Genomic DNA, 25,066 nt, shown 5'->3' on the forward strand with positions numbered 1-25,066 from the left:
TGATTTTAAATTCAAGGAGCATAGTAAACTATGTGACTGATTTAAAATCGCTATTCAACGCAGTATAAAAGCAAAAATTTTGCTTTTATACTCTTGCTTCTTCTCTTTTTTGTAGATACTCCCATTTGGCATCTACTCTTTTTTGCCATTCTTCTATGATATACTCATTTTCTGGTTTAAACAAGTGTTTAAATCTTGGTTGGAAACCTAAATAATCTCTTACTGGCACTATATTTTTTGGTCTGTATGTTATATTTAACTCTGTTCCATCTATGATTTCGTATAGTGGGAAAACTAGTGAATCAACTGCTAAGTCTGAGGCTTCTATTGTCTCATGTGGTTGAAATTTCCACTCTGTTGTACAGGCACTCATTGCATTTATAAATACAGGTCCTTTTGTATCAAATCCTGTTTGGATTTTTTTAATCATATCTTTCCATTTGTTTGGTGCAACTTGTGCCACATATGGTGAACCGTGTGCGGCCATGATTGCTAGCATATCTTTTTTATTTCTTTTTTCACCATACGAAGTACTTCCAGCTGGTGCTGTTGTTGTACTTGAACCAATAGGAGTAGAAGATGATCTTTGACCTCCTGTATTTGCATAAACTTCATTGTCTAAACAAACATACATAAAGTCATGTCCTCTTTCAAAACATCCTGAAATCCATTGGAAACCAATATCATAAGTTGCTCCATCTCCACCAAATGTTACAAATTTTGGTTCAGGAGTTGATGGATCGATTCTTCCTTTTTTTCTTAACACTTTATTCATAGTCTCAGCCCCTGCTATTGCAGTTGAGGCATTTTCAAATCCTATATGAATCCAAGAACAGTCCCATGAAGTATGAGGATATATAGCTGTACAAACTTCTAAACATCCAGTTGCTGCTGATACTACTAAGTTATCATTTGTAGCATTTAGTACTTCTCTTACAATAATTGAGTGTGCACAACCTGGACATAAAACATGAGAACCCTCAAATCTTTCAGCCGCAGTTGAAAATGTTTTTAAGTTTTTGATTACTTTTTGATTACTCATATTTTCTCCTTAGTGTTCATAAAAACTTAACTCAGGACCTCTTACACCGTGTAGTGTTTGAATTTTCCCATTAAGTTTTCCATTTTTTGCTTCTTCATTTAAAGAAACAAAAATCTCTTTTAATTCATTTACAATAATATCTCTTCCACCTAAACCATATACTAAGTTTTTAAGTACTGGTCTAGCTTGGGTATTAAATAAGGCTCCTGCAACTTCATTGTATAAAGTTCCAACCGTTCCACCAGGTGCACTTCTATCCATACATGCTATAGCTTTTACATTTTGTAATTTTTCAGCCAATTGTGTAAGAGGAAATGGTCTAAAAAGTCTTGGTGCTAAAACACCAGCTTTTATTCCGCTTTCTTCTCTTATGGCATCAACTGCTATCATTGCTGTTTCATAAGTAGTTCCTAAACATACAATTACAACATCTGCATCTTCTACTTTATATGACTCTACTAGATTATATTTTCTTCCACTGATTTTTTCAAACTCTTCAAAAACTTCTTCAACTACAGTTAATGAACCCATTAGGGCTGCATGTTGTTTAGCTTTATGTTCAAAGTGCCAGTCATGTTCTGTTTGAACTCCATGAGTAACTGGATTTGTAAAATCAAGCATTGCATTAACTTGCAAATAATCACCTACAAAATCATAAGCCACTTTATCTGATAGTGGTCTTACTGTTTGAGCTGTATGAGAAGTCAAAAATCCATCTTGATTAGAGATAACGGGAAGTCTTACATCTTTGTGTTCTCCGATTTTAAAAGAGCATAAAGTTAAGTCATAAGCTTCTTGAGCATTAAATGAGTCAAGTTGAATCCATCCTGAATCTCTTGTAAGATACATATCTGAATGGTCTCCATTTACATTTAAAGGTGCGGCTAAAGCTCTATTTACTAAACATAAAACAACAGGTATTCTCATACCAGAACATTGATATAAAACTTCGACCATCAAAGCACAACCTTGTGATGAAGTAGCAGTTGCAACTCTTCCCCCCGCAGCTCCTGCACCAACACAGCCAGACATTGCAGCATGCTCAGATTCCACCATAATGATTTCGCCATCTACATATCCATTTGCATGAAAAGAAGCATAAGTTTCAACTGTATTTGTTGAAGGTGTTATAGGATAAGCAGCAAGTACATCAACAGCTGCTTGTCTAAATGCTTGAGCATTACAGGTATTTCCATCCCAAACTTCTACTTTATTTAGTTCCATTTCTTTGCTATTCATTATTTCTCACCTTTTTCTTTTTTAAGAGGCCACTTTGTAAGTGCTAATTCATTTTTTTCTGTTTCATTAAACATCATCAATGATTTTGGATTTGTAGGACATACTTCAACACAGATTCCACAACCTTTGCAGTGGGTATAATCTATACCTTGAATCTCTTTATTTCTTGAAATCACTGCACTATCTGGACAATAAATCCAACAGTTTTGACAGTCAATACACAATTCAGTATTCCATACTGGCTTCATTACTCGCCAATCCCCCACATAAAGATTTTTAGAGCTTGTCTCGGCATATGTTCTATCTTCTGGATTTGTTTGGGCTAGAACAGATTCAACTGCTTGATCAAATGAAAAAAGTGCCGCCCCAGGTACTAATTCATCCCATCCCATATCTTTTATTGATTTACTCATGATTTACTCCTTAATGTACTTCATTATATGCTCTCTCAATAGCAATCATATTTGCATCGATTATCTTTTGAGGAAGTTTTTTAAGTACTGATTTCATTGCATTTTGGAAATACTCTAATTCAAACATACCACTTACTTTCATAAACGCCCCTAGCATTGGTGTGTTTGGAATAGGTCTTCCTATTGTCTCTTGAGAAATTTGTAAACAGTCTAATGTAAAAGTTCTACTTTCTCTACCATGTAAAGCTGGAATAGCTTCTATTAACTCTTCTTTACTAAGGTGTGTTGTAATTATGTACTTAGTATCTTCCGTTTCATTAGCTGTAAAGTCATCTGTAAATGCTAATGCTGGGTCTAATATAAATACAAAGTTTGGTTGCATGAATTTCTCATGATTTATGATTTGCTTGTCATCTATTCTGTTATAAGCAGTCATAGAAGCACCTCTTTTTGCAGATCCATAAAATGCAAAAGCTTGAACTTCTTTCCCCGTTTCTGCTACAACTGAACCTAGACCTTTTGCTCCAGTAACTGCCCCTTGTCCTGCTCTACTGTGCCATCTAATTTCTAACATTATTAGCTCCTATAATATTAACTATAAGTATATTTTATGACTAAAATTTTCGTAAAGTCACAATAACTGTAAGTATTCTATCCCTATAAATCTTTAGTGAATTTTAAATCAATATATATAATTATATATTTTAAGTAAGAGTAAAGAATATCTACCTTTTTACTTACATTTTTGTAGAAAATAAATAGAGCAAATGACCATTAAGTCATACATAAGCTTGTATTTATATTCATTAAGTGTGTATATTTCTTGTTTTAAATGGTTATTAGCCCTATAAAAGGGGCTTGTGAGTACTATAAAAGAGTAAAAGTACAAAAAATGGCTTTTAATCTTAAATTTGGCTTAAAATTAGTAAATTTTCAGCAAAATCTATTTTAACTTTTGAAAAAAGAGAAAAAAAGAGAAAAAATTGTTTTTTTTCAAGAGGCTATTTTCTAAAAAATAGCCAAATTCTTAAAAGTGGGTAGAATTGAATTAAATAAAAAATTAATAATTCAAGTTAAATTAGAACTAAGCTTTTAGAGTGTATTTTTGGATTAGTTCAACTGCTTCAAAAGAATTTGCGGTAATATGACTAGTAAGTTCACATAAGTCTTCTTCTTTTCCATATCCACATAATACTCCGACACAATTTATCTCAGCTCCATTTGCAGAAATCAAATCTAAATGGGTATCTCCTACCATCCAAACATTTGAGCCCTTTTGTATATTCATTTGATTTAATGTTTTTAAAATAGGTTCTGGATGAGGTTTTGGATTTTCTACATGTTCTCTTCCTGTAATTACTTCAAAATATTTTAAAATATCAAAATGTTCTAATAAAGGAATAGTGTAAGCTCCTGTTTTAGTTGTAACTACTGATAATCTTGCAAATTGACTAGCTAACTCTAAGGCTTCTTTTGCCTTTTCAAGTAACAGAGTTTTTTTAGTTGATATGACTTTATACCTCTCTTTATACGCAGCAACATAGTCCCAAGCTAGCTCTTTTTCAATACCTAATTCCATGTACATTATTTCTAAAGGATATCCAATGAGTGATTTGATATCTTCATCAATTCCTGTAAATTCGTAATTCATAGTTTTAAATGAGTGATGAAATGTAGATACAATAGCATCTGTTGAATCAATCAATGTTCCGTCTAAATCAAATAATATTACATTTTCCAATATTTTTTCCTTATTATTCATCTTCTTTTATCCAATCTTTTTGATTATGAGTTATTCCTATAAAAGATGGTTCTATATTTTTTATTTTTTTGCTTACTACTGTTATTGAGTTTGGAATGTATAAAAATAAATATGGTGTATCATGGGCAATTATACGAAATATTTTTTTGTATATTTTACTTAACTCTTTTTTATCAATTGTAGTTGAACCTTTGACAATAAGGTCATCAACTTCTTTATTTGAATAACCCACTAAATTAAATCTTCCTTTTTTCATAGAATCACTATGCCATAAAGGATAAGCATCTGGCATAAGAGCTAAACTCCAACCTAATACGATAGCTTCAAAATTTCTAGGATGAAAAACTGTATTTAAAAAAGCTTGCCACTCCATGACTCTTATTTTCATCTTAACACCAATCTTTGCTAATTGGTATTGAATGATTTGAGTGGTATTTATTCTGGTGTCATTTCCTGTATTTGTAATCACTTCAAAACTCAAGGGATGATTTTCATCATAACCTGCAAGCTTTAATAATCGTTTTGCTTCAACAATATTTTGTTTTATAGGTTTAACTGTATTATCATAAGCAAATGTTCCTGGCAAGAAAGGACCATTACAAACTTGTCCATGTCCAAAAAATAAAATATCTATTATCTCTTTTCTATCTATGGCTAAGGATAAAGCTCTTCTTACTTTTATATCTTTGAATTTCTTCTTCTTTAAATTAAAGCCCAAGTAGTCAAAAGCAAAAGCTGGTTTTTCTATGATTTGATAATTTTTTTTAAACTCTTTATCTATTTGTCTATCTATTTGTAAGGGAGTCAAGCTTCCAAGGTCAAGTTTGTTTTGTTTTAAATATAAAAATGAAGTACTAGGATCTGGTAGGAATTTAAAATTTAATTCATCAATTTTAGGTTTTCCTGCAAAATATTTATCAAAGGCATAAAGTCTTATATCACTTCCTAATTTAAAGCTATCAAGTCTATATGAGCCTGTTCCTATTGGATGTTTATTAAATGAACTAGTCATTAGGTCTTTTTCATCTTTTAAAATATGTTTTGGTATTACTCCAAACATCCAAATTTCTAAAGCTTTAAAGTAGGGTTTTTTATAAACAACTTCTACTGTGTAATCATCTATTTTAGATAGGCTTTTTACTTCTTTAAAGTTTGATTTGATTGTAGTAAAAACTTTTGGGTCATTGATTTTTTCATAGGTAAAGATTACATCATCAGCTGTGAACTTTTCCCCATCATGCCATAGTACATTCTTTTTAAGTTTTATTATTAAGTGAGTATTATCAATAAATTCATATGAAGAGGCTAGGTCAGGGACTACATTTGCATTTTTGTCATATTTAAATAATCCATTAAATAACCAATCAGCAATTTCACTACTTGCACTATCATTAGCTAAAATAGGGTTTAATCTAATAGGTGAACTACTTATTGATAAGTTTAAGGTACTAGCACTTAAATAAGTGAATAAGCAATAGTGAATAATGAATAATAGAAGGACTAACTTTTTCATGGTGTATTGTAATATCTTTTTATAAAAAAGTGCATAAAAAAAGGAGCAACAAATGTTGCTCCTTTGAGTTTGATAATAAAATACCAATTATCTTTTTGAGAATTGAGTAGATTTTCTTGCTTTTTTCTTTCCGTATTTTTTTCTCTCTACAGATCTTGCATCTCTAGTTAGTAATCCATAAGGTTTTAAAACAGCTCTAAATTGTTCATCAAATGCAACTAATGCTCTTGAAATACCATGTTTAGCAGCATCAGCTTGTGCAGAATACCCTCCACCAAGAGTTTTAACAACGATATTTACAGAAGATTCTTGTTTAGATACTTCTAAAGGTCTCATTACTCTTTTTTTGATAGCTTCGTGTCCACCTAACCATGCGTCTAAAGTTTGACCATTAATAGAAACTTGTCCATTACCAGCTTCTAACCATACTTTTGCGATAGAAGATTTTCTTCTTCCAGTTGCGTATACTTTTGCCATTAGTCTTATCCTTTAATTTGCGCAGTGTGAGGGTGTTCGCTACCTGCGTATACTTTTAATTTTTTTAACATTGATTTACCAAGTTTAGTTTTTGGTAACATCCCTCTTGCTGCTAATTTATATAGCTTTTCAGGATTTTGTTCAAACATATCAGACATTTTGTGAGTTTTTGTACTACCAAAATAACCTGAGTGTGTATAGTAATTTTTAGTTTCTAGTTTAGTTCCAGAAAATTTTGCTTTTGTTGCATTTATGATAATTACGTTATCTCCACAGTCTACATGAGGAGTATAATTAGTCTTATTTTTACCTCTTAAGATTGTAGCAACTTCAGTAATGATTCTACCAAATACTTTATCAGTTGCATCTATAATAACCCAATCTCTATCAATTTCAGTGGCTTTTGCCATTTGAGTGAATTTCATCTACGTTCTCCGATTTAATTAATGAGCTGGAATAATAGTGTAGTAATACTTACAAATGGCTTAAATTAAGTGATTTTTAATATTTAATTATAAATTCAGAACCTTGAGCATAAACTGAGTGAATTTCAAGTTTAAAATTATGTAAAACTAGAATAGAATTTACTATAAATAATCCAAGTCCTAAAGAGTTATTCCAACCATTTTGTGAGACTCTGTAAAACTTATCTGTGATTTTTAGCAGTTCCATCTCAGATATTCCAATACCTAAATCTATAACTTTTAAATATTTATCAGTAATTTCTATAGTAACTGTATCTTCTGAATATTTTAAAGCATTTTCTACTAAATTTGATATTGCCATAGAAAGCAGAGTCTCATCAGCTTCAAGAAGATGATTATCACCTTTTACTTCAATAGTTCTATTTGGGTACTTGTCTTTTAAATCAATACATAAAGAAGTACAAACATCTTTTAAGTGTATTTTCCTTTTTTCAATGTGCTCTTTTCCTTCTTCAAGTTTTAAAGCAAGTCTTAGTTTATCAATTATTTGAGTCATTTTATTTGCATTTGAATCAATCTTGGACAAAAATTTATCTCTCATTTGTTCAGGCAAATCTTTGTCATTTTGTAAAGTTTGAACATAACCTGTGATAATAGCAATTGGATTTTTAAATTCATGGGAAATTGCACTAATTATTTCATCTTTTTGTTTATTTGCAAGTCTTAACTTAGCTGTATGTTTAGCTTTTGTTTTTTCTTTTTTTTGAAGTCTAAGGGCAACTTTATTTAATAATCTATTAATAGTAAAAAACTCTTTAGTATGAAATACACTTAAGCTTATAGACTCTCTTTTTTTTGTAAGGCTAATTAAAAAATGTAAGATATTATCTGTTTCTTTTTTTATTTCATTAGAAATATAGTATGAAACTACAAAAGCTAAAAGTAGAAAAATAGAAAAAATAGCAATAAGTTGAAGACTTAATTTTATAAAATACTCTTTTATAGTACTTATATCGCTAGACATTCTTATGTAATAATTCTTACCATCGATTTCAACTTCTTTTGCAATATAAAGTAAATCTTTATTTAAAGTATTTGAGTATCTTGATATTTCACCATAATCACTAATTTTAGCATCAATTATTTCTTCTCTATTTAAGTGATTTCCCATAAGCGTTTTATCTTTGTCTGTTTCAGCAACTACTTTTCCTTTTGAATTGATAATGGTTACTCTAAGATTAGTTGCTTTCTTGATCTCTTGTACTTTTTTATCAATATTATCTAAGTTTGGAAGTACAATTGAAAGGGTATTGATGTTTGCTAATATATTTTTCTCAATTTGTTCTAAATATATTGTCTTAGACCAAAAATAAATTACAATTGAAATTAGTATAAGTATTGATAAAAAGATAAGTATAAAACTTCTAAGGAAAAACTGGTGAATTTTTAACAAAACATATATCCTTCACCACGAACAGATTTTATATATTTTTTATCACCTTTTGGGTCGATTTTAGTTTTTAATCTTTTTACTGCCACATTTACAGTTTTTAGTTTTTTTTCTAATGAGTCTTCCCATACAGTATCTAATAAATACTCTCTACTTAAAAGAATATCTTTGTTTTTAAAAAATTCTAAGAATAAATCATGTTCTAATGTTGTCAAATCTATTTTTAAATCATTTATAAAAAAACTTTTACTAGATTTTTTATAAGTAATATCTTTTATTTTTTCTATTTCAATATCTTTTTTTGTTCTTTTTATTACAGCTTTTACCCTAGCAATTAACTCTTTTAGATTAAATGGTTTAGTAATATAGTCATCCGCGTGTTTATCAAAACCTTCTAAAATATCTTCATCTTGGTCTTTTGCGCTAACATAAATTACTGGTATATTGTAACCTTTATTTTTTATGTCATTTATAAATGAAGTTCCTTCTATTCCTGGTAAATTTCTATCCATAAGTATTAAATCAATCTCTTCTTCATTTAAAACTTCATAAACTTTATCAGATGCATTTAAAAACCCAATTGTCTCAAAACCCTCTTTTTGTAGGGTATATTCTAAAAGTTCTAAAATATCAACTTCATCTTCAATTATCAATATTGTTGTATTATTCATCTGATTTCTCACTTATGTTATCAATTTTATGTATTCCTGGAGAGTATTTTATTGACATTATCCTAAAAATAAAAAATATAAATATAACAATTAGTAAAAAAACAATATCAACATAGTCCATTTTGGGATGTGAAGCTTGTATTATTACATCTCGTATTAAAAATATTATAAATAAATCAATTATAAATCGAAGTCTTAATTTCTCTTTTTTTATAAAATCAGAAATCATTTTAACAACTTCCATTATAACAATAAATTCAAGCATATAGATAATTGCTTTTGAGAATTCTAATCCCGAGATGATAATAGCAATGAATAAAATCATTGCTATTAGAACTTCATAGTTACTTCTAAAGTATCTGTTTATTTTTGCTAGAGCTCTTTTCATAAGTTAAAAAATAGTGTGAAGACTATTTTCTTTCTATCTCCCCACCTCTTTCAGCAAAAAGTAATAAGTGTGCAATTGAAACTGATCTATCAGAAATTTTTTCTAATTTTCTTAATGAAGTTAGAATATCAAAGTACTCTTTTGATAAATCTAAATTTTTAGCAATTAGTTTTAATATATTTTTTTCTATCATTGAGTATAAATCATCAGTTTTACTCTCTTCTACTACAACTCTTTGATATTTTTCTTCAATATGATTTACAGTAGACTCTTTAATAATCGATATTGATGTTTGAAGAGAAAGTAGTGTTGATTTTAATAAAGGAATTGCATATTCTAAAATTGTTTTAGTATTTAAATCTTCACTAAAAGAAGTTCTAAATATTTTTATAAAACCTTTTGTATTTCCCCCAGCTCTTACTAATTCATTTGTAATTTTAAAATAAGATACTAACTCTCTTAAATCTCTTGCTTCTGGTTGATATAAAGCAAGTGCTGTTACAATTGAATTGTCTATATTGTTTGAACTAATTGTAAGTTTTTTTAATGATAACTCTGCATCTTTTAAAGCCTTGAAATCTTCATCTTTTAGAGCTTTTAAAGCTGCATTTAATGATTCGATTACCACATTACCTATTTCTAGCAATTCATTTTGAATTTGCTCTCTTCTTGTCTCATAAACTTTTAACATCATTTAAGCCTTCCCATTGTGTATAACATCTATTTTGTCGCACATTATAGTTTATAATAATTACAAGATGATTACATTTTAAAATGAAGCACTTATAGGTCTATCTAAATTCTTTGAGTATTTTTTCATTACATTTAAAGTGTAGTCAAAATTTGCTTTTTTTGAATTACTTGAAATCTCAATGATAGCACAAGAACAAGATAAAAGTTCAAATATTCTATCTTCTCCAAATCTATCTTTTCCTTTTATATGACCATTTTTCTTATCTGTTTCACTATATAAGTTTTTCACAGACCATTTAAATTCATCTAAGGCCTCTTTTGTAGTTAGGTAAACCTCTTCTATATCATTATTTTTTATACCTATAAAAAAGTCATCTCCACCAATATGTGCTATAAAAGTGTCACTAGGATATTTTTTTTGTAAAAGTTCTGAAAATAAAAGTATTGCTCTATCACCTTGCCTAAATCCATATGTATCATTAAAAGGTTTGAAATTATCAAAATCAAAATATAAAATATGTGATTTATAAATATTCTTATTCTCTAAACTATTGTAAATAAATCGTTCGATTTGATTATTACCTGGTAGTCTTGTTAGTGGATTTTGGTTTTCTGCAATTTCTAAAGTTCTTTTATGGGATAGTTGCAAAAGAGATCTTAAATCAATAAATCCATGGTATTTATTTGCTTTTGTAATAAATATCCCAGATGAGTTTGGGTCTTGATTAAAAATTTGTAGGGCTTTGTCAATTCCCCATGATGCTTCTATTGAAATAACAGGTTTAACATATTTACTTATTTTAGAACTGTATGATTTATTTTGTGCTAGGGCTAATCCATACTGTGAGTATGAAATTTGTTTAATATCAACTTCATAAATTACACCAATAAAGTTATCATAATCGTCTATTATAGGAACAAAACTACTGTGTGTGTAATCTTTAAAGTATAAAAATAAAGAGTGCAAAGATGAATCAATATTAATAGGAACAATATTTTGAATAAATTCTTGTTCTATTGGGGCATTGTCATCTGCTCTTTTTTCAGTTAGTAAGTATTTGACTATATCTTTATATATTGGCTTTATTTCATCAATTAGTGTAGTTGGTTTTTGTACGAAAAAACCTTGAATAAAATCTGCCCCAATATTTTTACATGTGTAAAACTCTTTTAGTGTTTCAACACCTTCTGCGACAACTTTCATTCCCATAATATGTGCCATATTTATAATAGATGAACAAAATAGTCTTTTTTTAGCATCACCATTGATATTTTCTATAAAAAATCTATCTATTTTTATTATATCTGCTTGTGAGAAATATAATAGTTTTAAACCTGAAACTCCAACTCCAAAGTCATCAATAGCAATATTATAATTACTACTATTGTAATTATGTATCATATCAATTAGGTCATTTTGCTCTTCTAATGTGCCTCGTTCACTTAATTCAAAACAGATTATACTTTTAGGTAGGTTGTATTTTTTTAAGATCTTTTTTGTATTACCTTTAGTATAGTTTTTCGCATGAATAGTTCTATTATCAAGGTTATAAAAAAGTTGTAAGTTTTCAATACTTATTCTCGAAAATTTTTCAATTGCTTTTTCTCTTAGAAGTAGGTCAAACTCATACAAGTAGTTTTCTTTATAAGCTAAATCAAAAATATCATGAATATAGTTTATATTTGGTATTTTCTCTACATTTCTAAGTAGTGCTTCAACTGCAAAAATTTTACCAGAATGAGCATGTATAATAGGCTGAAAAGCGTAATCGAGTTTTTCAACAATTGAATTCCATTTTATTTTCATATTTTAATCCTATTTATAGCCTTTTCTCTAATCGTTCGCGTAAAAAGATAAAGGGCTATAACTAAAATCAAAAAAAGTTATAACTCTCTTTTTAATTTTTCAATTTTTGGAATATTTTCATTACTGTATTTTAATAGGTGAAAGTGTAGTTTAAAATGATTACATTTTGATTACGAAAGTAGATAAAAAAGTGAAACTAATGGATTATAATCCATTAGCCTCAATTGCTTTTGATTGTGCATCTGTGATTAATGGGTCTATGATTTCATCAAATACTCCATCATTCATAACTGCTTCAAGTCTGTATAATGTTAGGTTAATTCTATGGTCACTTATTCGGCCTTGTGGGTAATTATAAGTTCTAATTCTACCACTTCTATCACCAGTTCCAACTTGCTCTTTTCTGCTGGCACCTTCTGAGTCCATTTTTTCTTGCATTTGAATGTCATAAAGTCTAGCTTTTAAAACTTTCATTGCTTTATCTTTATTTTTATGTTGAGATTTTTGGTCTTGGTTGGTTACCACAAGTCCTGAAGGAATATGCGTAATTCTAACCGCAGAGTCTGTTGTATTTACAGATTGTCCACCATTTCCACTAGCTCTCATAACATCAATTTTTAAATCACCTGGATCAATTTCAACTTCAACATCATCAACTTCTGGCATAACTGCCACAGTAATTGCTGAAGTATGAACTCTTCCTTGAGATTCTGTTGCGGGAACTCTTTGAACTCTATGTGTTCCACTTTCATATTTTAGTCTTGAATAAACCTGTTCACCTTTAAATAAAGCTACGATTTCTTTGTATCCACCTGCTTCATTCTCACTTTGGTTCATTATCTCAACTTTCCACCCTTTTAGTTCCGCATATCTTAAGTATGCTCTAAATAGGTTTCCTACAAATATTCCTGCTTCGTCCCCACCTGCACCAGCTCTTAATTCTATAAAAATATTTTTATCATCATTAGGATCTTTAGGTATCATAAGAACTTTTATTTCTTCTTCAATAGCAGGTTTTCTAACCTCTAAATCTCTAAGTTCCTCTTTTGCTAATTCACCTAACTCTGGATCATCATATAACAATCTGTTATCTTGAATATCCTTTAATACACTTATATATTCTTTAGCTTTATTTACGATTGGTTCAATTGCTGACTGCTCTTTTGAAAGTGAAGTCATCCTTTTTATGTCTGAAGAGATATCTGGAGAAGCTAATAATCCATTAATCTCCTCATATCTATCAATAAATAGTTGTAATTTATCTTGTAACATATTTTATAGTATGTATAAGCAAATAAATAAAATTAACTACCATATTTTTATGATAGTAAAATTTTATTAAAGTGCGTTAACTTTAACTTGTAGTCTACTAACTTTTCTAGCAGCAGTTCCTTTTTTAAGGATACCTTTTGCAATACAATGGTGCATGTATTTATTAGCAGTTTTCATAGCAACAGTTGCTTTTTCTTTGTCATTAGCCTCAACTGCAGATAATACATCTTTAGTTATGTTTTTAATTCTTGTTTTATAAAATCTGTTTCTCTCAGTTTTTACTAACGTTTGTTTAGCTCTTTTAGCCGAAGATTTGTGGTTTGCCATTTTTAACCTCTTTATAATTTTTTTAAGGCTAGAATACTAGCCAAATAACTTTAAAGTAAGTTTAAATTAAGTTTAATTTTAGGATTTTTCATGAAACTATTTGGTACTGATGGTGTAAGAGGACAAGCGGGGTCATTTTTAGATGCAATGACTGTAATGAAACTAGCAATGGCTGCTGGAATATTTTTTAGAAAGAATTCATATACAAACAAAATTTTAGTAGGAAAAGATACTAGAAGAAGTGGGTATATGATTGAAAATGCACTTGTATCAGGACTGACGGCCGTAGGATATGATGTTATACAAATAGGACCAATGCCAACTCCTGCTATTGCATTCTTAACAGAATCAATGAGATGTGATGCTGGAATTATGATATCTGCTTCACATAATCCTTTTGAAGATAATGGAATCAAGTTTTTCGATCATAATGGAAATAAGCTAGGACTTGATTGTGAAAAAGCAATTGAAGAACTATTTTTTGACGAAGAAGCGATAATTCAAGCTCAAAAAACAGGAAAAGAAATAGGGGCATCAAAAAGAATTGATGATGTTATTGGAAGATATATTGTATCAATTAAAAGTTCATTTCCAAAAGATTTAACATTAAGTGGTCTAAGAATTGTTCTTGATTGTGCAAATGGTGCAGCTTATAAAGTAGCACCAACAATCTTAGAAGAACTAGGAGCTGAAGTATTTACAATAAATGCAAAACCAAATGGATTTAATATCAATGAATTAAGTGGTGCAATGTATCCAGAAAATGTTGCAAAAGTTGTAAAAGAAGTGAGAGCTGATATTGGATTGGCATTAGATGGAGATGCAGATAGACTTGTTGTAATAGATGAAAATGGTGATACTGTTGATGGGGATAAACTATTAGGTGCCTTATGTGTCTATCTAAGCAGTAAGGGACTTTTAAAAGGTGAAGCTTGTGTTGCAACAGTTATGAGTAATAAAGCCTTAGAGGACTACCTAGACTCATTTGATTTAAAACTAAATAGAACAGATGTTGGTGATAAAAATGTTTTAGTAAATATGAAAGAAAATCATATCAATTTTGGAGGAGAGCAAAGTGGACATGTTATTTTCTCTGATGTTTCAAAAACAGGAGATGGTCTTGCAACTGCACTTCAAGTATTATCATATGTTTTAGAAAGTGGTAAGAAAGCTAGTGAGGCTTTAAATAAATTTGAACTTTATCCACAAGTGTTAAAAAACATAAAAGTAAATGAAAAAATCCCATTAGATAAAATTGAAGGTTTGAAAGAACTTCAAGCAGAAATCAAATCAAAGGGAATGAGAGATTTAATTAGATACTCTGGAACTGAAAATAAATTAAGAGTTCTAATAGAAGGTCGAGATAAAAAGTTAGTAAATGAATATATGGATAAATTAATAGAGTTTTTAACTAAAAAATTATGAATAAAAAATTAATTGTTTCACTAGTAATTTTTGTATTATTAGTTTTAATAGACCAAGCTATTAAATATGGTTTTGTATTTTTAAATTTTGGTTTTGAAAGTGATTGCATATCTTTAGTTCTTGCATACAATTATGGTGTTGCATTTTCTATGTTTGAATTTTTGAGTGAATATTTAAAATTTATACAATTAACACTTATAGCTTCTATATTGATTTATTTATATTTAAATAAAGAAATATTTGTGAAATACTATATTCCTGTTTCAATACTACTAGCAGGTGGTTTGTCTAATATTTTAGATAGATTTACTTATGGAGCAGTTGTTGATTATGTTTATTGGCATTGTGGTTTTGATTTTGCTATATTTAATTTTGCAGATGTAATTATTGACTTTGCTATTGCAATAATTTTATATATGCAGTATAAACAATATAAAGAAGATAAAAAAAGAGCTTAATAGAGTTTTTGAAAGCTAAACAGATTTTAGCTATAATCGAGCAAATTAAAAAAGATAAGTTTAATAAAGAGAGAAAAGATGGGTCAAACAATTACAGAAAAGATTTTTAGCGAACATGTAGGACATGAAGTTTACGCAGGTGAGATTGTAAGAAGTCCAATTGATATGGTTATTGGAAATGACATTACAACTCCTATTTCTATTAGAGCATTTGAAGAGGGTGGTTTTGAAAAACTAGCAAATCCAGATGGTTTTGCAATAGTACTTGACCACTTTATTCCTGCAAAAGATATTGCATCGGCAAATCAAGCAAGAATTTCAAGAGACTTTGCTGAAAAACATGATTTAAAACTATTTTTTGATGAAAAAGACATGGGAATCGAGCATGCACTTTTACCAGAAAAAGGATTAGTATTACCAGGTGATGTTATTATTGGTGCTGATTCACATACCTGTACACATGGTGCATTAGGTGCATTTAGTACAGGAATGGGGAGTACTGATATATCTTTTGGAATGATTACTGGTGGAAACTGGTTTAAAGTACCTGAGTCTATTAAAGTAGTATTCAAAGGAAAACCAGGTCCTTATATTACTGGAAAAGATTTAATCTTAGAGATTATTAGAATACTTGGAGTTGATGGAGCTTTATATAAAGCTTTAGAATTCACAGGTGATTCAATTAAATATTTAAGCATGGATGATAGATTCTCTTTATGTAATATGGCTATTGAAGCAGGGGCTAAAAATGGTATTGTTGCATATGATGAAGTTACAAAAGAGTTCTTAGATAGCAGAGACAGTTTAAGAGCTGAACCTAAAATTCATTATTCTGATGATGATGCAACATATTGTCAAGAGATTGTTATAGATGTAGAATCTTTAAATCCAGTAATTGCATATCCATTTTTACCATCAAATGGACATAGTGTGAATCAAGCTGTTGAAGATAATATTAGAGTTGACCAAGTATTTATTGGAAGCTGTACAAATGGAAGATTATCTGATTTTAAAGTGGCTGCCCAATTACTTGAAGGTAAAAAAGTTGCAAGACATGTAAGACTTATTTTAACTCCAGGAACTCAAAAGATATTAAGAGAAGCTACAAAACTTGGATATATTGATACTTTAGTTGATGCAGGTGGAGTTGTTTCTAATCCTACTTGTGGAGCATGTTTAGGTGGATATATGGGAATCTTAGGTGATGATGAGGTTTGTATTTCTACTACAAATAGAAACTTTGTTGGAAGAATGGGATCTCGAAGTTCAAAAATATATTTATCAAATACTGCCGTTGCAGCTGCAAGTGCAATAAGTGGATATATTACAGATCCTAGAAGTTTATAAATGATAACACCACAATTTGATATACCTTGTGTAATCCTTTGTGGTGGGAAAAGCTCACGAATGGGAGAAGACAAAGCACTTCTTCCTTTTTCTAATTACAACACTCTTACTCAATATCAATTTGATAGATTAAAACCCCATTTTAAAGATATTTATTTATCTTCAAAAACTAATAAATTCGATTTTTTAAAAAGTCATGAAAATATTATATATGACAATATTAGTGATGAAAGTTCACCTTTGATAGCTTTAAAAAGTATTTTAGAAACTGTAAAATCAGATAAAGTATTTGTAATAACTGTAGATACTCCTTTTGTAAAAATTGACTCAATTGAGAAATTAATAGATGAAAGTTTGAGTAATAGTACAATTGCAACAACATCAAGAGAGCATAATTTATGTGGAGTTTATAATAAGGCTTGCCTGCCAATAATAAATGAAATGATAAAAGAAAATAATCATAAAATAGGCTTTTTACTAAAAAAAATAGAACTTAAAAAAATCGAGTTTTTTGATGAAAATGAATTTTTAAATTTAAATAAAAAAGAAGATTACCAAAAAGCACTTTCTCTTATATAAAAATTGTCCATAAAAAAAGGGATTTGAAATTAATCAAACCCCTTTTTTATTTTTGCAAATTTAAAATTATTTTGCTAATGCTGCTTTAGCTGCTGTTGCAACTGTTGTAAATGCTGCTGCATCATTCATTGCCATATCAGCTAATATTTTTCTATCTAGTTCAATTCCAGCTAATTTAACACCGTTCATGAATCTTGAATAGTTGATATCATTTAATCTACAAGCTGCATTAATTCTGATAATCCATAGCTTTCTAATATCTCTTTTTTTCTGTCTTCTATCTCTGTATGCGTATACTAAAGATCTTTCTAATTGTTCTTTCGCTTTTCTAAAGTGTTTGCTTCTACCTGCGAAGAAACCTCTTGCCGCTTTTAGAACTTTTTTATGTCTTCTTCTTCTAACTATACCAGTTTTAACTCTAGGCATTTTATTCCTTTCTTAACCATATATTTGTTTAATATTGGTGTCGGCTTTTGCCGAACTTGTCCACATACTTGTGGAGGGACTTGTAATTAAATCTAATTAATTACGCTTTACACAACATTCTTCTAACTCTTGTAGCATCAGTGCTATCAATAGTTTGAGGTCCTCTTAATGCCACTTTTCTTTTTCTTGACATTTTTGTTAAGATGTGACTTCTAAATGCTGAACCACATTTAATTGAACCATTTTTTTTCACTTTAAATCTCTTTAAAGCTCCACTAACTGATTTCATTTTAGGCATGGATTTCTCCTTTCTTAAATTTGCATTCTTCTTCGATATTAGAAAAAGTTTGTGATTATAGTAAAAATAAGCTTTAGATAAGTTTAAGTTAGTTTGAAGTTTTTGTAGAAAGAGGAATTATCTCTTTCTACTTAAGTGGAAATTAGTCTTTTTTAGGAAGAACCATCATGTTTACAAATCTTCCTTCAAGTTTTGGTTCAGAATCTCTATCACCATAATCTTCTAGCATAGGCCATACTTTTTCAAGTACTTCTGCTCCAGCTTCAGGATGAGCCATCTCTCTACCTTTTAGAAATACTCTACATTTTACATGAAATCCTTTTTCAAGGAATTCAATTGCATGTTTAACTTTATAGTTAATATCATTTTCAGCAATTTTAACAGAAAATTTCACTTCTTTTAGAACAATCACTTTTTGATTTTTTCTAGCTTCTTTTTTCTTTTTTTCTTGTTGATATTTGAATTTACTATAATCCATTATTTTTGCAACAGGTGGTTTACCTTCTGGCGCAATTAGAACTAAATCAAGACCTTGTTCATCCGCAGTTTTTAAAGCATCTGCTGTTGAGATGATACCATAGTTAGTACCATCGTCACCCATACATCTAACTTCCTTAGCTGTAATGTCGTCATTCATTATAACATCGTCTTTTTTATTTCCTCGACTCAAATTTCACTTCCTTTATTAATTTCATTTAACATTTGGATAAATTCATCTTTACCCATGTTTGATTGTTCTCTTTTTCTTCTATCTCTTAGTGCTACAGTTTTGTTTTCAACTTCTTCATCTCCAATTACTACAATCATTGGAACTCTTTGTTTTTCTGCCATTCTGATTCTTTTGTTTAAACTTTCATTCATACTGAAAATTTTAGAATCGATGCTATTTTGTAAAAGCTCTTTTTGTAGCTCTTTTGCATACTCATTATGAGTATCCGCAATTGGTACAAAAATAACTTGTGTAGGAGCAATAACAAATGGAAACTCACCTGCACAGTGTTCTGTTAATATACCAATAAATCTTTCAAAAGAACCTAGAATTGCTCTATGAATCATAACTGGTTGTTCTTTCTCACCTTTTTCATTGATAAATTCAGCATTGAATCTTGAAGGTAAGTTCATATCAACTTGAACAGTTCCACATTGCCATTTTCTTCCAATAGCATCTAGAATTTTAATATCAATTTTAGGACCATAAAATGCTCCACCACCTTCATCAATACCATATGTGATATTGTTTTCATCAAGTGCATCCATGATACCTTTTGTAGTTTTTTCCCAAAAAATATCATCACCGATTGCTTTTTCCGGTTTTGTAGAAACTTCGATTTCATATTTAAAATCAAATAGTTTAAGTAATGCATCAACGAATTCTAAAACTTCAAAGATTACTGATTTTATTTGATCTTGTGTACAAAATATATGTGAATCATCTTGAGTAAATTCTCTAACTCTAAATAATCCATGCATTGCACCACTCATCTCATGTCTATGAACAACCCCATACTCAAAAAGTTTTTTTGGTAGGTCTTTATATGATACCAAATTATTTTTGAATATTTGAATATGTCCAACACAGTTCATTGGTTTGATACCATATTCTTGTTCATCAATAGTAGTAAAATACATATTCTCTTTGTAGTTTGCATAGTGACCTGATATTTTCCACATCTCAGATTTTAAGATTTCTGGACCACGAACTGGTTCATATCCTCTTATTCGGTGAGCTTTGTATAAGATATGCTCTAATTTTGATCTAAGTCTTGCCCCATTTGGTAGCCACATAGGAAGACCTGCTCCTACTTCATCACTAAATGTGAAAAGTTCAAGTTCTGTTCCTAGTTTTCTATGATCTCTTTTTTTAGCTTCTTCTAGCATTTTCACATAATCAAAAAGTTCTTGTTTATCAAAAAATGCAATACCATAAATTCTAGTAATCATCTCATTTTTTTCATCACCACCAAGATAAGCACCAGCTACTCTTGTTAGTTTAAAACTTCTTATCATTCTAGTATTTGGTAAATGTGGACCTCTACATAAATCCTCAAAATCACCTTGTTTGTACATCGTCAGAGTCTCATCTGTAATTCTTGATAATACAGCTTGTTTTAGTTCGTCACTATTAAATTTTTGTGAAATCTCTTCTCTTGATGCTTCGTATCTTTCAATAGGTAGTTTAGCATTTGCTAACTCTTTCATTTTCTTTTCAATTTTAGGTAAGTCTTCATCTGATATTTTTGATTCAACTTTAAAATCATAGTAAAAACCTTCACTTACAACAGGTCCTACAAAAAATTTAGCTTCTGGATATAACTCTTTGATAGCTTGTGCCATAAGATGGGCACATGAGTGTCTTAAAATCTCTAAAGATTCTTTAGAGTTATCGGCTTTTATTACCTCTCCTTGAATATTCAAAGCTTCCGCAGTTTGAAGGTCATAAATTTGACCATCATTTAATACGCCAATCGGTTCCAATAATTTCCTTTTTCATTAAGTTTTTTATAAAATTTATATATTTTAACTTAATTAGACTTAAAAAACTTTAGAGTTGTGCTTATTTAGAATACTTTAGATAAAATTGTGTATGATTATTAACTTATCTAAAATAAAAACAGAAGCACTCTTACTCTTGTGTAAGGACATTATAACATCTTATGAAAATATTGAAGATGAAAAATTTGAAATTGATGATGAAATAAATATTTATATAAAAGATACTTCTAAAGATATTTTAAAAGAGTTAAAAAGAGTTACAAAAGAAAATGACTATTATTTAAATAATAAAAATTCATATACAATTTCTGCCATATTGCAAGCTTATAATTTTTTAAATTTAGAGTTATCAAAGGAGTTAAAAGAAGGTGTATCTTTCAATCCCTCTATGCTTTATATATCACTTTTATCGATGTGGTTTAAGGAGCTAGGAAAAGAATCAAAATCAAAAGAATATATCTATTTTTTGCTATATCCTTATTCTATAACTTATGATAAATTATTATTAAATATAAAAGATGAGAAATTTAAAGTTTTAAATATAAAAATGATAGATATAGCAGAACGAGTAATTTTAAAATATAACAAATACACACTAAAATAAATTGGAACCAAATGAAATATTATGCTATAAAAAATATTGTTGAATATTTAAATGCAAATTGTAAAATAATAAGACAAATAAGAAGAGTAGAAAACAACACTATTTTTATTGAGTTTAATGACAGAAATGTAATATATTTTGATATGGCAAAAAGCAATAGCTTAATATATAAAAAAGATGAAAAGATTTCATCACAAAAAGATTTTATCGCACCTTTTGATACTATTTTACAAAAAAGATTTAATAACTCAAGAATAAAAAATATCACAATGCACAATGATGATAAGATTATTCGAATCTATGTAAATTCAAAATCTTCATATAAAGAATTAACTACAGTTTTACAGTTTGAATTTACAGGGAAACATACAAATATCATCATTTTGGATGAAAATGAAATAATCCTAGAAGCCCTAAGACATATAGATGAATTCAGCTCTTCTAGGGTTGTAAAAGTTGGTGAAAAATTAGATGAAATCCCAAAACAAACCTTTATACCCAAAATGGAAGAGATAAAAGACACAGAAGAGTTCTTACTTAATAATTATCTTCAAAAAGAACAAAGTTTATTAGCCAGTTTAAAAAAACAAAAAATATCACAAATAGAAAAAAATCGTGCCAAATTATTAAAAGTCTTAAAAACTTTGCCACAAAAAGATGAATTAGAAAAAGAATCAGAACTTTTATACGAAAAAGCAAATTTGATTTTGAGTAATTTACACCTAATAAAACCATATGAAAAAAGTGCAAAACTAAATAATTATGATGGAAGTGTTGTAGAAATTGATTTAAGTGAGTGTAGTAATCCTTCTATTTATGCAAATAGCCTTTTTAAAAAAGCAAAAAAACTAAAACAAAAAAGTTTGCATATTTCTATAGAAAAAGAGAATTTAGAAAAAAAATCTGAATTTTTAAATAGAATGATTTCAAATATAAAACTTTGTAAGTCTATTGATGAAGTAGAATTTTTACTTCCTAAAAAACAAAGAAATCAAACAAAAACAAAAAAACAAGAACCATTTGAGAGTTTTTTCTTCGATGGGTATAGAATACTTCTAGGAACGGATGAGCGTTCAAATATATTTTTACTTCAAAATTCAAAAGCAAGTGACTTTTGGTTTCATATGCAAAGTACAAATTCTTCCCATGTAATAGTACAAAATACAAAAAAGACCCTTCCCATAGATGTTATATATAAAGCAGCAGAATTATGTGTAAAATTTTCAACAGATTTTAGTGGAAAATATTTAGTTGATTTTACTCAAAGAAGAAATGTAAAAGTTCAAAATGGGGCAAATGTTTTATATAATCCTTATGATACAATCGATGTACATATTTAAATAAAATATACTCAAAATAAGCCTTAAAAAGTTTATTTACAAAATAGAAAGAAAACTTAAGATAAAATATGAAAAAATCAAAGGTTTTCAATGTATGAGTTAATTTCTTCAAGTTCAACGAGAATAAAAACAGCACTTGTTTTATTTGCCGTATTTATTCTAGTAAGTTATATAAATACTATGTTTGTAACTTGGCTTTTTCTTGGTGCTTTTATGATCGTGGGTATTGATGAAGCGATGAATCTTTTTAAAGTAAAAGATTCAACAGTCTTTCAATATGCCGCTATTACTTGGATTATCGCTTATTTTTATCCTTATCCTGAAATATTAGTTTTAATAGCTTTAGTAATTTTTGCTTCTAATTTAGCTTACAAAAGAGATATGGATAAAAAAGTATTTCTTCCTTTCTTATATCCACTTATCTCATTTCTAACACTTTTAACTTTATATAATGAGTATGGAATAGGAGTTCTTTGGTGGATGTTATTTGTGGTAGCTTCTGCTGATGTTGGAGCTTATTATGTGGGTCGTGCTTTTGGGAAAACAAAATTTTGTGAAACAAGTCCAAATAAGACTCTAGAGGGTGTAGCTGGAGGTATCATTTTAGCAGCTATTTTAGGTCCAATATTTGCAATTGATGGAATAACTTATATGGGGACTTTAGTTATTTCTATAGTAGTTGCTATTTCATCTATTTTTGGTGACTTATTTGAAAGTTATCTAAAAAGAGAAGCAGATGTTAAAGATAGTGGAAGTATTTTACCAGGTCATGGTGGAGTATTAGATAGAACAGATGGTTTCTTATTTGCTTCTGTTGTGATGTTAGTTTTATTAAGAGCTATACTTTGATAATATTAGGAAGTACTGGTTCTATTGGAGTTAATACTCTAAATATCGCACAAAAATTTAACCTAAATATTGATGTTTTAGTTGCAGGGAAAAATATAGAATTACTCAATGCTCAAATAAAACAGTTCAATCCAAAAACCGTAGTAATTGCTTCAAAAGATGATATTTCAAAAGTAAATCATACAAATGTATTTTATGGGGAAGAAGCAGTTCTAAATGCGATTGAACAATCAGATGCAAAAACAGTTGTAAATTCACTTGTAGGATTTTTGGGACTTAAACCCACACTAAAAGCAATAGAGTGTGGTAAAAAAGTAGCTTTGGCAAATAAAGAATCATTAGTAGTAGCGGGTGCTTTTATAGACCAAAATAATCTTATTCCCATAGATAGTGAACACTTTGGATTATGGTACTTATTACAAGATAAAAAAATAGATTCTATGACAATAACTGCTAGTGGTGGATCATTTAGAGATTATCCATTAGAGAAGTTAAAGAATGTATCTATAAAAGAGGCTTTAAATCATCCAAATTGGTCAATGGGGAATAAAATCACAATAGATAGTGCAACCATGACAAATAAGGTTTTTGAACTACTTGAAGCAAAATGGCTTTTCGATACAACAAAACTAGATGCAATCATAGAGACAAAATCGCTAATTCATGCACTTATCAATTTTACTGATGGAAGTACAACTGCTCATATTGCAAATGCAAATATGCAACTTCCTATTTCATACGCTGTTTTAGGTAGAGTCGATGAAAATATACTTAAACATATAGATTTAGTAGAAGTTGGAACTTTGGAGTTTAAAAAAATAGAAGAACAAAGATATCCAATCTGGGGCATAAAAGATGAAATTCTAACAAATCCCAATTTAGGTGTAGTAATAAATGCTGCAAATGAAGTTGCAGTTTCAAAATTCTTAAATGAAAAAATAGGATTTTTAGATATCTCAAAAATTACCCTTGATGCAATAAATCATTTTCACAATGTAAATCCAAGTTCATTAGAAGAAATCTTTGCTTGGGATAAAGAAGTTAGGGCTTATTGTGAGTCTTGATTTAATGATTCCTTTTGGAATACTTTTAGTTTTAGTTGTATACTTAATCTTTACAAGAACAAAGTTTGAAAAAGAGACAATTAAAGATTATGAAGCAAAGTTTGAAAACTGGAAAGTCCATGCAAAATCAGAAGAGAAAGAAGTTCAAGAGTCAAAAAAAGAGTTAGTTGGACTTGTGTTTAAAAAAAATGGTAAAATAGACATAGAACTTTTTGATGAACTTACAAATGATAGAATTCAAAAAGGAAAATTTAACTCAAAGATAAGAGAATGAAATATTTACTACTCATAATATCGTTAATAGCAGTTTTAAATGCAGCCTCTTTACATAGAGACAATGATAGAAATATCGTAATAGATGATGCAAATAAATTAGTTTGGATGGATAGTGAACAAAATGTTACAAATTATCTAACTCATCCAGATGCCCAAGATTATTGTGATAAGTTATCTTATGCAGGCTTTGATGATTGGCGTTTGCCAGATATTGAAGAGTTTGCTCTAATAGTTGATAAAAAAAATACCAAAAAAAATATAAATAGAGCTTTTAAATATAGTCTAAGTGACGGTTATTGGGCAAGTACAGCTCACTGGAGAACTTTGTGGTTTTATGCTGATTATATGTATTTTGTAAGTGGAACAGCATATTATGATAGTAGACACAAACTAAAATTAGTTAGATGTGTAAGAAGTAAATAAAAAAG

The 25,066-nt window shown here is 29.1% G+C and carries 29 protein-coding genes; 10 read left to right on the forward strand and 19 right to left on the reverse strand.

Annotated features, from left to right (window positions below; translation table 11 throughout):
* Nucleotides 1-85 precede the first annotated feature (85 nt).
* From ACNI3D_RS01315 to rpsT, 15 genes are all read right to left on the reverse strand, one after another.
* On the reverse strand, nucleotides 86-1,042 hold the full coding sequence (locus ACNI3D_RS01315; RefSeq protein ID WP_419768009.1) for a thiamine pyrophosphate-dependent enzyme: 957 nt from the start codon (nucleotides 1,040-1,042) through the stop codon (nucleotides 86-88).
* 9 nt (nucleotides 1,043-1,051) lie between these two features.
* Nucleotides 1,052-2,281: a 2-oxoacid:ferredoxin oxidoreductase subunit alpha gene (locus tag ACNI3D_RS01320; RefSeq protein ID WP_419768010.1), complete on the reverse strand. Its 1,230-nt coding sequence runs from the start codon at nucleotides 2,279-2,281 to the stop codon at nucleotides 1,052-1,054.
* A complete protein-coding gene (locus tag ACNI3D_RS01325) occupies nucleotides 2,281-2,694 on the reverse strand; it encodes a 4Fe-4S binding protein (RefSeq protein WP_375722542.1) in 414 nt (137 codons plus the stop codon). The genes ACNI3D_RS01320 and ACNI3D_RS01325 overlap by 1 nt, the downstream gene beginning before the upstream one ends.
* 10 nt (nucleotides 2,695-2,704) lie before the next feature.
* Nucleotides 2,705-3,268, reverse strand: a complete 564-nt coding sequence (locus ACNI3D_RS01330) for a pyruvate flavodoxin oxidoreductase subunit gamma (protein WP_375722543.1) — start codon at nucleotides 3,266-3,268, stop codon at nucleotides 2,705-2,707.
* Nucleotides 3,269-3,778: 510 nt separating this feature from the next.
* Nucleotides 3,779-4,435: an HAD family hydrolase gene (locus ACNI3D_RS01335; RefSeq protein WP_419768011.1), complete on the reverse strand. Its 657-nt coding sequence runs from the start codon at nucleotides 4,433-4,435 to the stop codon at nucleotides 3,779-3,781.
* Between the two features lie 13 nt (nucleotides 4,436-4,448).
* Entirely contained in the window at nucleotides 4,449-5,969 is a 1,521-nt protein-coding gene (locus tag ACNI3D_RS01340; protein WP_419768012.1) for a peptide-binding protein, read from the reverse strand.
* An 87-nt stretch (nucleotides 5,970-6,056) separates the two neighbouring features.
* Nucleotides 6,057-6,446, reverse strand: coding sequence for a 30S ribosomal protein S9 (gene rpsI, locus ACNI3D_RS01345; RefSeq protein WP_013134101.1), 390 nt, complete (start codon nucleotides 6,444-6,446; stop codon nucleotides 6,057-6,059).
* A gap of 5 nt (nucleotides 6,447-6,451) precedes the next feature.
* On the reverse strand, nucleotides 6,452-6,871 hold the full coding sequence (gene rplM, locus ACNI3D_RS01350; protein ID WP_013134102.1) for a 50S ribosomal protein L13: 420 nt from the start codon (nucleotides 6,869-6,871) through the stop codon (nucleotides 6,452-6,454).
* A 76-nt stretch (nucleotides 6,872-6,947) separates the two neighbouring features.
* Nucleotides 6,948-8,324, reverse strand: coding sequence for a sensor histidine kinase (locus tag ACNI3D_RS01355; RefSeq protein WP_419768013.1), 1,377 nt, complete (start codon nucleotides 8,322-8,324; stop codon nucleotides 6,948-6,950).
* On the reverse strand, nucleotides 8,318-8,992 hold the full coding sequence (locus tag ACNI3D_RS01360) for a response regulator transcription factor (RefSeq protein WP_419768014.1): 675 nt from the start codon (nucleotides 8,990-8,992) through the stop codon (nucleotides 8,318-8,320). Before ACNI3D_RS01360 ends, ACNI3D_RS01355 begins: the two co-directional genes overlap by 7 nt.
* The gene (locus tag ACNI3D_RS01365; protein ID WP_375722548.1) at nucleotides 8,985-9,380 is read right to left on the reverse strand and encodes a phosphate-starvation-inducible PsiE family protein; all 396 of its coding nucleotides are present in this window, start codon (nucleotides 9,378-9,380) and stop codon (nucleotides 8,985-8,987) included. Before ACNI3D_RS01365 ends, ACNI3D_RS01360 begins: the two co-directional genes overlap by 8 nt.
* Nucleotides 9,381-9,402: 22 nt before the next feature.
* On the reverse strand, nucleotides 9,403-10,071 hold the full coding sequence (locus tag ACNI3D_RS01370; RefSeq protein WP_375722549.1) for a phosphate signaling complex PhoU family protein: 669 nt from the start codon (nucleotides 10,069-10,071) through the stop codon (nucleotides 9,403-9,405).
* A gap of 78 nt (nucleotides 10,072-10,149) precedes the next feature.
* A complete protein-coding gene (locus tag ACNI3D_RS01375) occupies nucleotides 10,150-11,880 on the reverse strand; it encodes a GGDEF domain-containing protein (RefSeq protein ID WP_419768015.1) in 1,731 nt (576 codons plus the stop codon).
* A gap of 204 nt (nucleotides 11,881-12,084) precedes the next feature.
* Complete coding sequence (gene prfA / locus ACNI3D_RS01380; protein WP_375722551.1) at nucleotides 12,085-13,152, reverse strand: peptide chain release factor 1; 1,068 nt, start codon at nucleotides 13,150-13,152, stop codon at nucleotides 12,085-12,087.
* 66 nt (nucleotides 13,153-13,218) lie between these two features.
* Complete coding sequence (gene rpsT / locus ACNI3D_RS01385) at nucleotides 13,219-13,479, reverse strand: 30S ribosomal protein S20 (RefSeq protein WP_129100925.1); 261 nt, start codon at nucleotides 13,477-13,479, stop codon at nucleotides 13,219-13,221.
* 90 nt (nucleotides 13,480-13,569) lie between these two features.
* On the opposite strand from rpsT, the gene glmM reads away from it, so the two are divergent.
* The 4 genes from glmM to mobA all read left to right on the forward strand — a co-directional run bounded on the left by glmM (nucleotide 13,570) and on the right by mobA (nucleotide 17,288).
* On the forward strand, nucleotides 13,570-14,904 hold the full coding sequence (gene glmM, locus ACNI3D_RS01390; RefSeq protein WP_419768016.1) for a phosphoglucosamine mutase: 1,335 nt from the start codon (nucleotides 13,570-13,572) through the stop codon (nucleotides 14,902-14,904).
* A complete protein-coding gene (lspA, locus tag ACNI3D_RS01395) occupies nucleotides 14,901-15,362 on the forward strand; it encodes a signal peptidase II (RefSeq protein WP_419768017.1) in 462 nt (153 codons plus the stop codon). Before glmM ends, lspA begins: the two co-directional genes overlap by 4 nt.
* A gap of 78 nt (nucleotides 15,363-15,440) precedes the next feature.
* Entirely contained in the window at nucleotides 15,441-16,709 is a 1,269-nt protein-coding gene (locus ACNI3D_RS01400) for a 3-isopropylmalate dehydratase large subunit (protein ID WP_375722554.1), read from the forward strand.
* Complete coding sequence (mobA, locus tag ACNI3D_RS01405; protein WP_375722555.1) at nucleotides 16,710-17,288, forward strand: molybdenum cofactor guanylyltransferase MobA; 579 nt, start codon at nucleotides 16,710-16,712, stop codon at nucleotides 17,286-17,288. It begins immediately after the preceding gene.
* 66 nt (nucleotides 17,289-17,354) lie between these two features.
* On the opposite strand, the gene rplT is transcribed toward mobA, so the two are convergent.
* From rplT to thrS, 4 genes are all read right to left on the reverse strand, one after another.
* Nucleotides 17,355-17,714 (reverse strand): 50S ribosomal protein L20, encoded by a 360-nt coding sequence (gene rplT, locus ACNI3D_RS01410; protein ID WP_013134114.1) that lies wholly within the window; start codon nucleotides 17,712-17,714, stop codon nucleotides 17,355-17,357.
* 100 nt (nucleotides 17,715-17,814) lie between these two features.
* Nucleotides 17,815-18,012, reverse strand: a complete 198-nt coding sequence (gene rpmI, locus ACNI3D_RS01415; protein ID WP_013134115.1) for a 50S ribosomal protein L35 — start codon at nucleotides 18,010-18,012, stop codon at nucleotides 17,815-17,817.
* Between the two features lie 142 nt (nucleotides 18,013-18,154).
* Nucleotides 18,155-18,649: a translation initiation factor IF-3 gene (gene infC / locus ACNI3D_RS01420; RefSeq protein ID WP_164969761.1), complete on the reverse strand. Its 495-nt coding sequence runs from the start codon at nucleotides 18,647-18,649 to the stop codon at nucleotides 18,155-18,157.
* A gap of 29 nt (nucleotides 18,650-18,678) precedes the next feature.
* The gene (gene thrS, locus ACNI3D_RS01425) at nucleotides 18,679-20,487 is read right to left on the reverse strand and encodes a threonine--tRNA ligase (RefSeq protein ID WP_419768018.1); all 1,809 of its coding nucleotides are present in this window, start codon (nucleotides 20,485-20,487) and stop codon (nucleotides 18,679-18,681) included.
* 109 nt (nucleotides 20,488-20,596) lie between these two features.
* Here thrS and ACNI3D_RS01430 point away from each other — a divergent pair, with 109 nt between their 5' ends.
* The 6 genes from ACNI3D_RS01430 (at nucleotide 20,597) to ACNI3D_RS01455 (ending at nucleotide 25,061) form a co-directional block, all read left to right on the forward strand.
* Entirely contained in the window at nucleotides 20,597-21,109 is a 513-nt protein-coding gene (locus ACNI3D_RS01430) for a hypothetical protein (protein ID WP_129100932.1), read from the forward strand.
* A gap of 11 nt (nucleotides 21,110-21,120) precedes the next feature.
* Nucleotides 21,121-22,449: an NFACT RNA binding domain-containing protein gene (locus tag ACNI3D_RS01435; RefSeq protein WP_419768019.1), complete on the forward strand. Its 1,329-nt coding sequence runs from the start codon at nucleotides 21,121-21,123 to the stop codon at nucleotides 22,447-22,449.
* 90 nt (nucleotides 22,450-22,539) lie between these two features.
* The gene (locus ACNI3D_RS01440; protein WP_375722558.1) at nucleotides 22,540-23,298 is read left to right on the forward strand and encodes a phosphatidate cytidylyltransferase; all 759 of its coding nucleotides are present in this window, start codon (nucleotides 22,540-22,542) and stop codon (nucleotides 23,296-23,298) included.
* Nucleotides 23,295-24,362, forward strand: a complete 1,068-nt coding sequence (gene dxr / locus ACNI3D_RS01445) for a 1-deoxy-D-xylulose-5-phosphate reductoisomerase (protein WP_419768020.1) — start codon at nucleotides 23,295-23,297, stop codon at nucleotides 24,360-24,362. The genes ACNI3D_RS01440 and dxr overlap by 4 nt, the downstream gene beginning before the upstream one ends.
* Nucleotides 24,352-24,636 carry a hypothetical protein gene (locus ACNI3D_RS01450; protein ID WP_129100936.1) on the forward strand — a complete coding sequence of 95 codons (285 nt, stop codon included), beginning with the start codon at nucleotides 24,352-24,354 and terminating at the stop codon, nucleotides 24,634-24,636. Before dxr ends, ACNI3D_RS01450 begins: the two co-directional genes overlap by 11 nt.
* The gene (locus ACNI3D_RS01455; protein WP_129100937.1) at nucleotides 24,633-25,061 is read left to right on the forward strand and encodes an Lcl C-terminal domain-containing protein; all 429 of its coding nucleotides are present in this window, start codon (nucleotides 24,633-24,635) and stop codon (nucleotides 25,059-25,061) included. Before ACNI3D_RS01450 ends, ACNI3D_RS01455 begins: the two co-directional genes overlap by 4 nt.
* Nucleotides 25,062-25,066: the final 5 nt, after the last annotated feature.

It is taken from the genome of Arcobacter siniprincipis (SeqCode), assembly GCF_048571125.1.
Classification (GTDB): Bacteria; Campylobacterota; Campylobacteria; order Campylobacterales; family Arcobacteraceae; genus Arcobacter; species Arcobacter siniprincipis.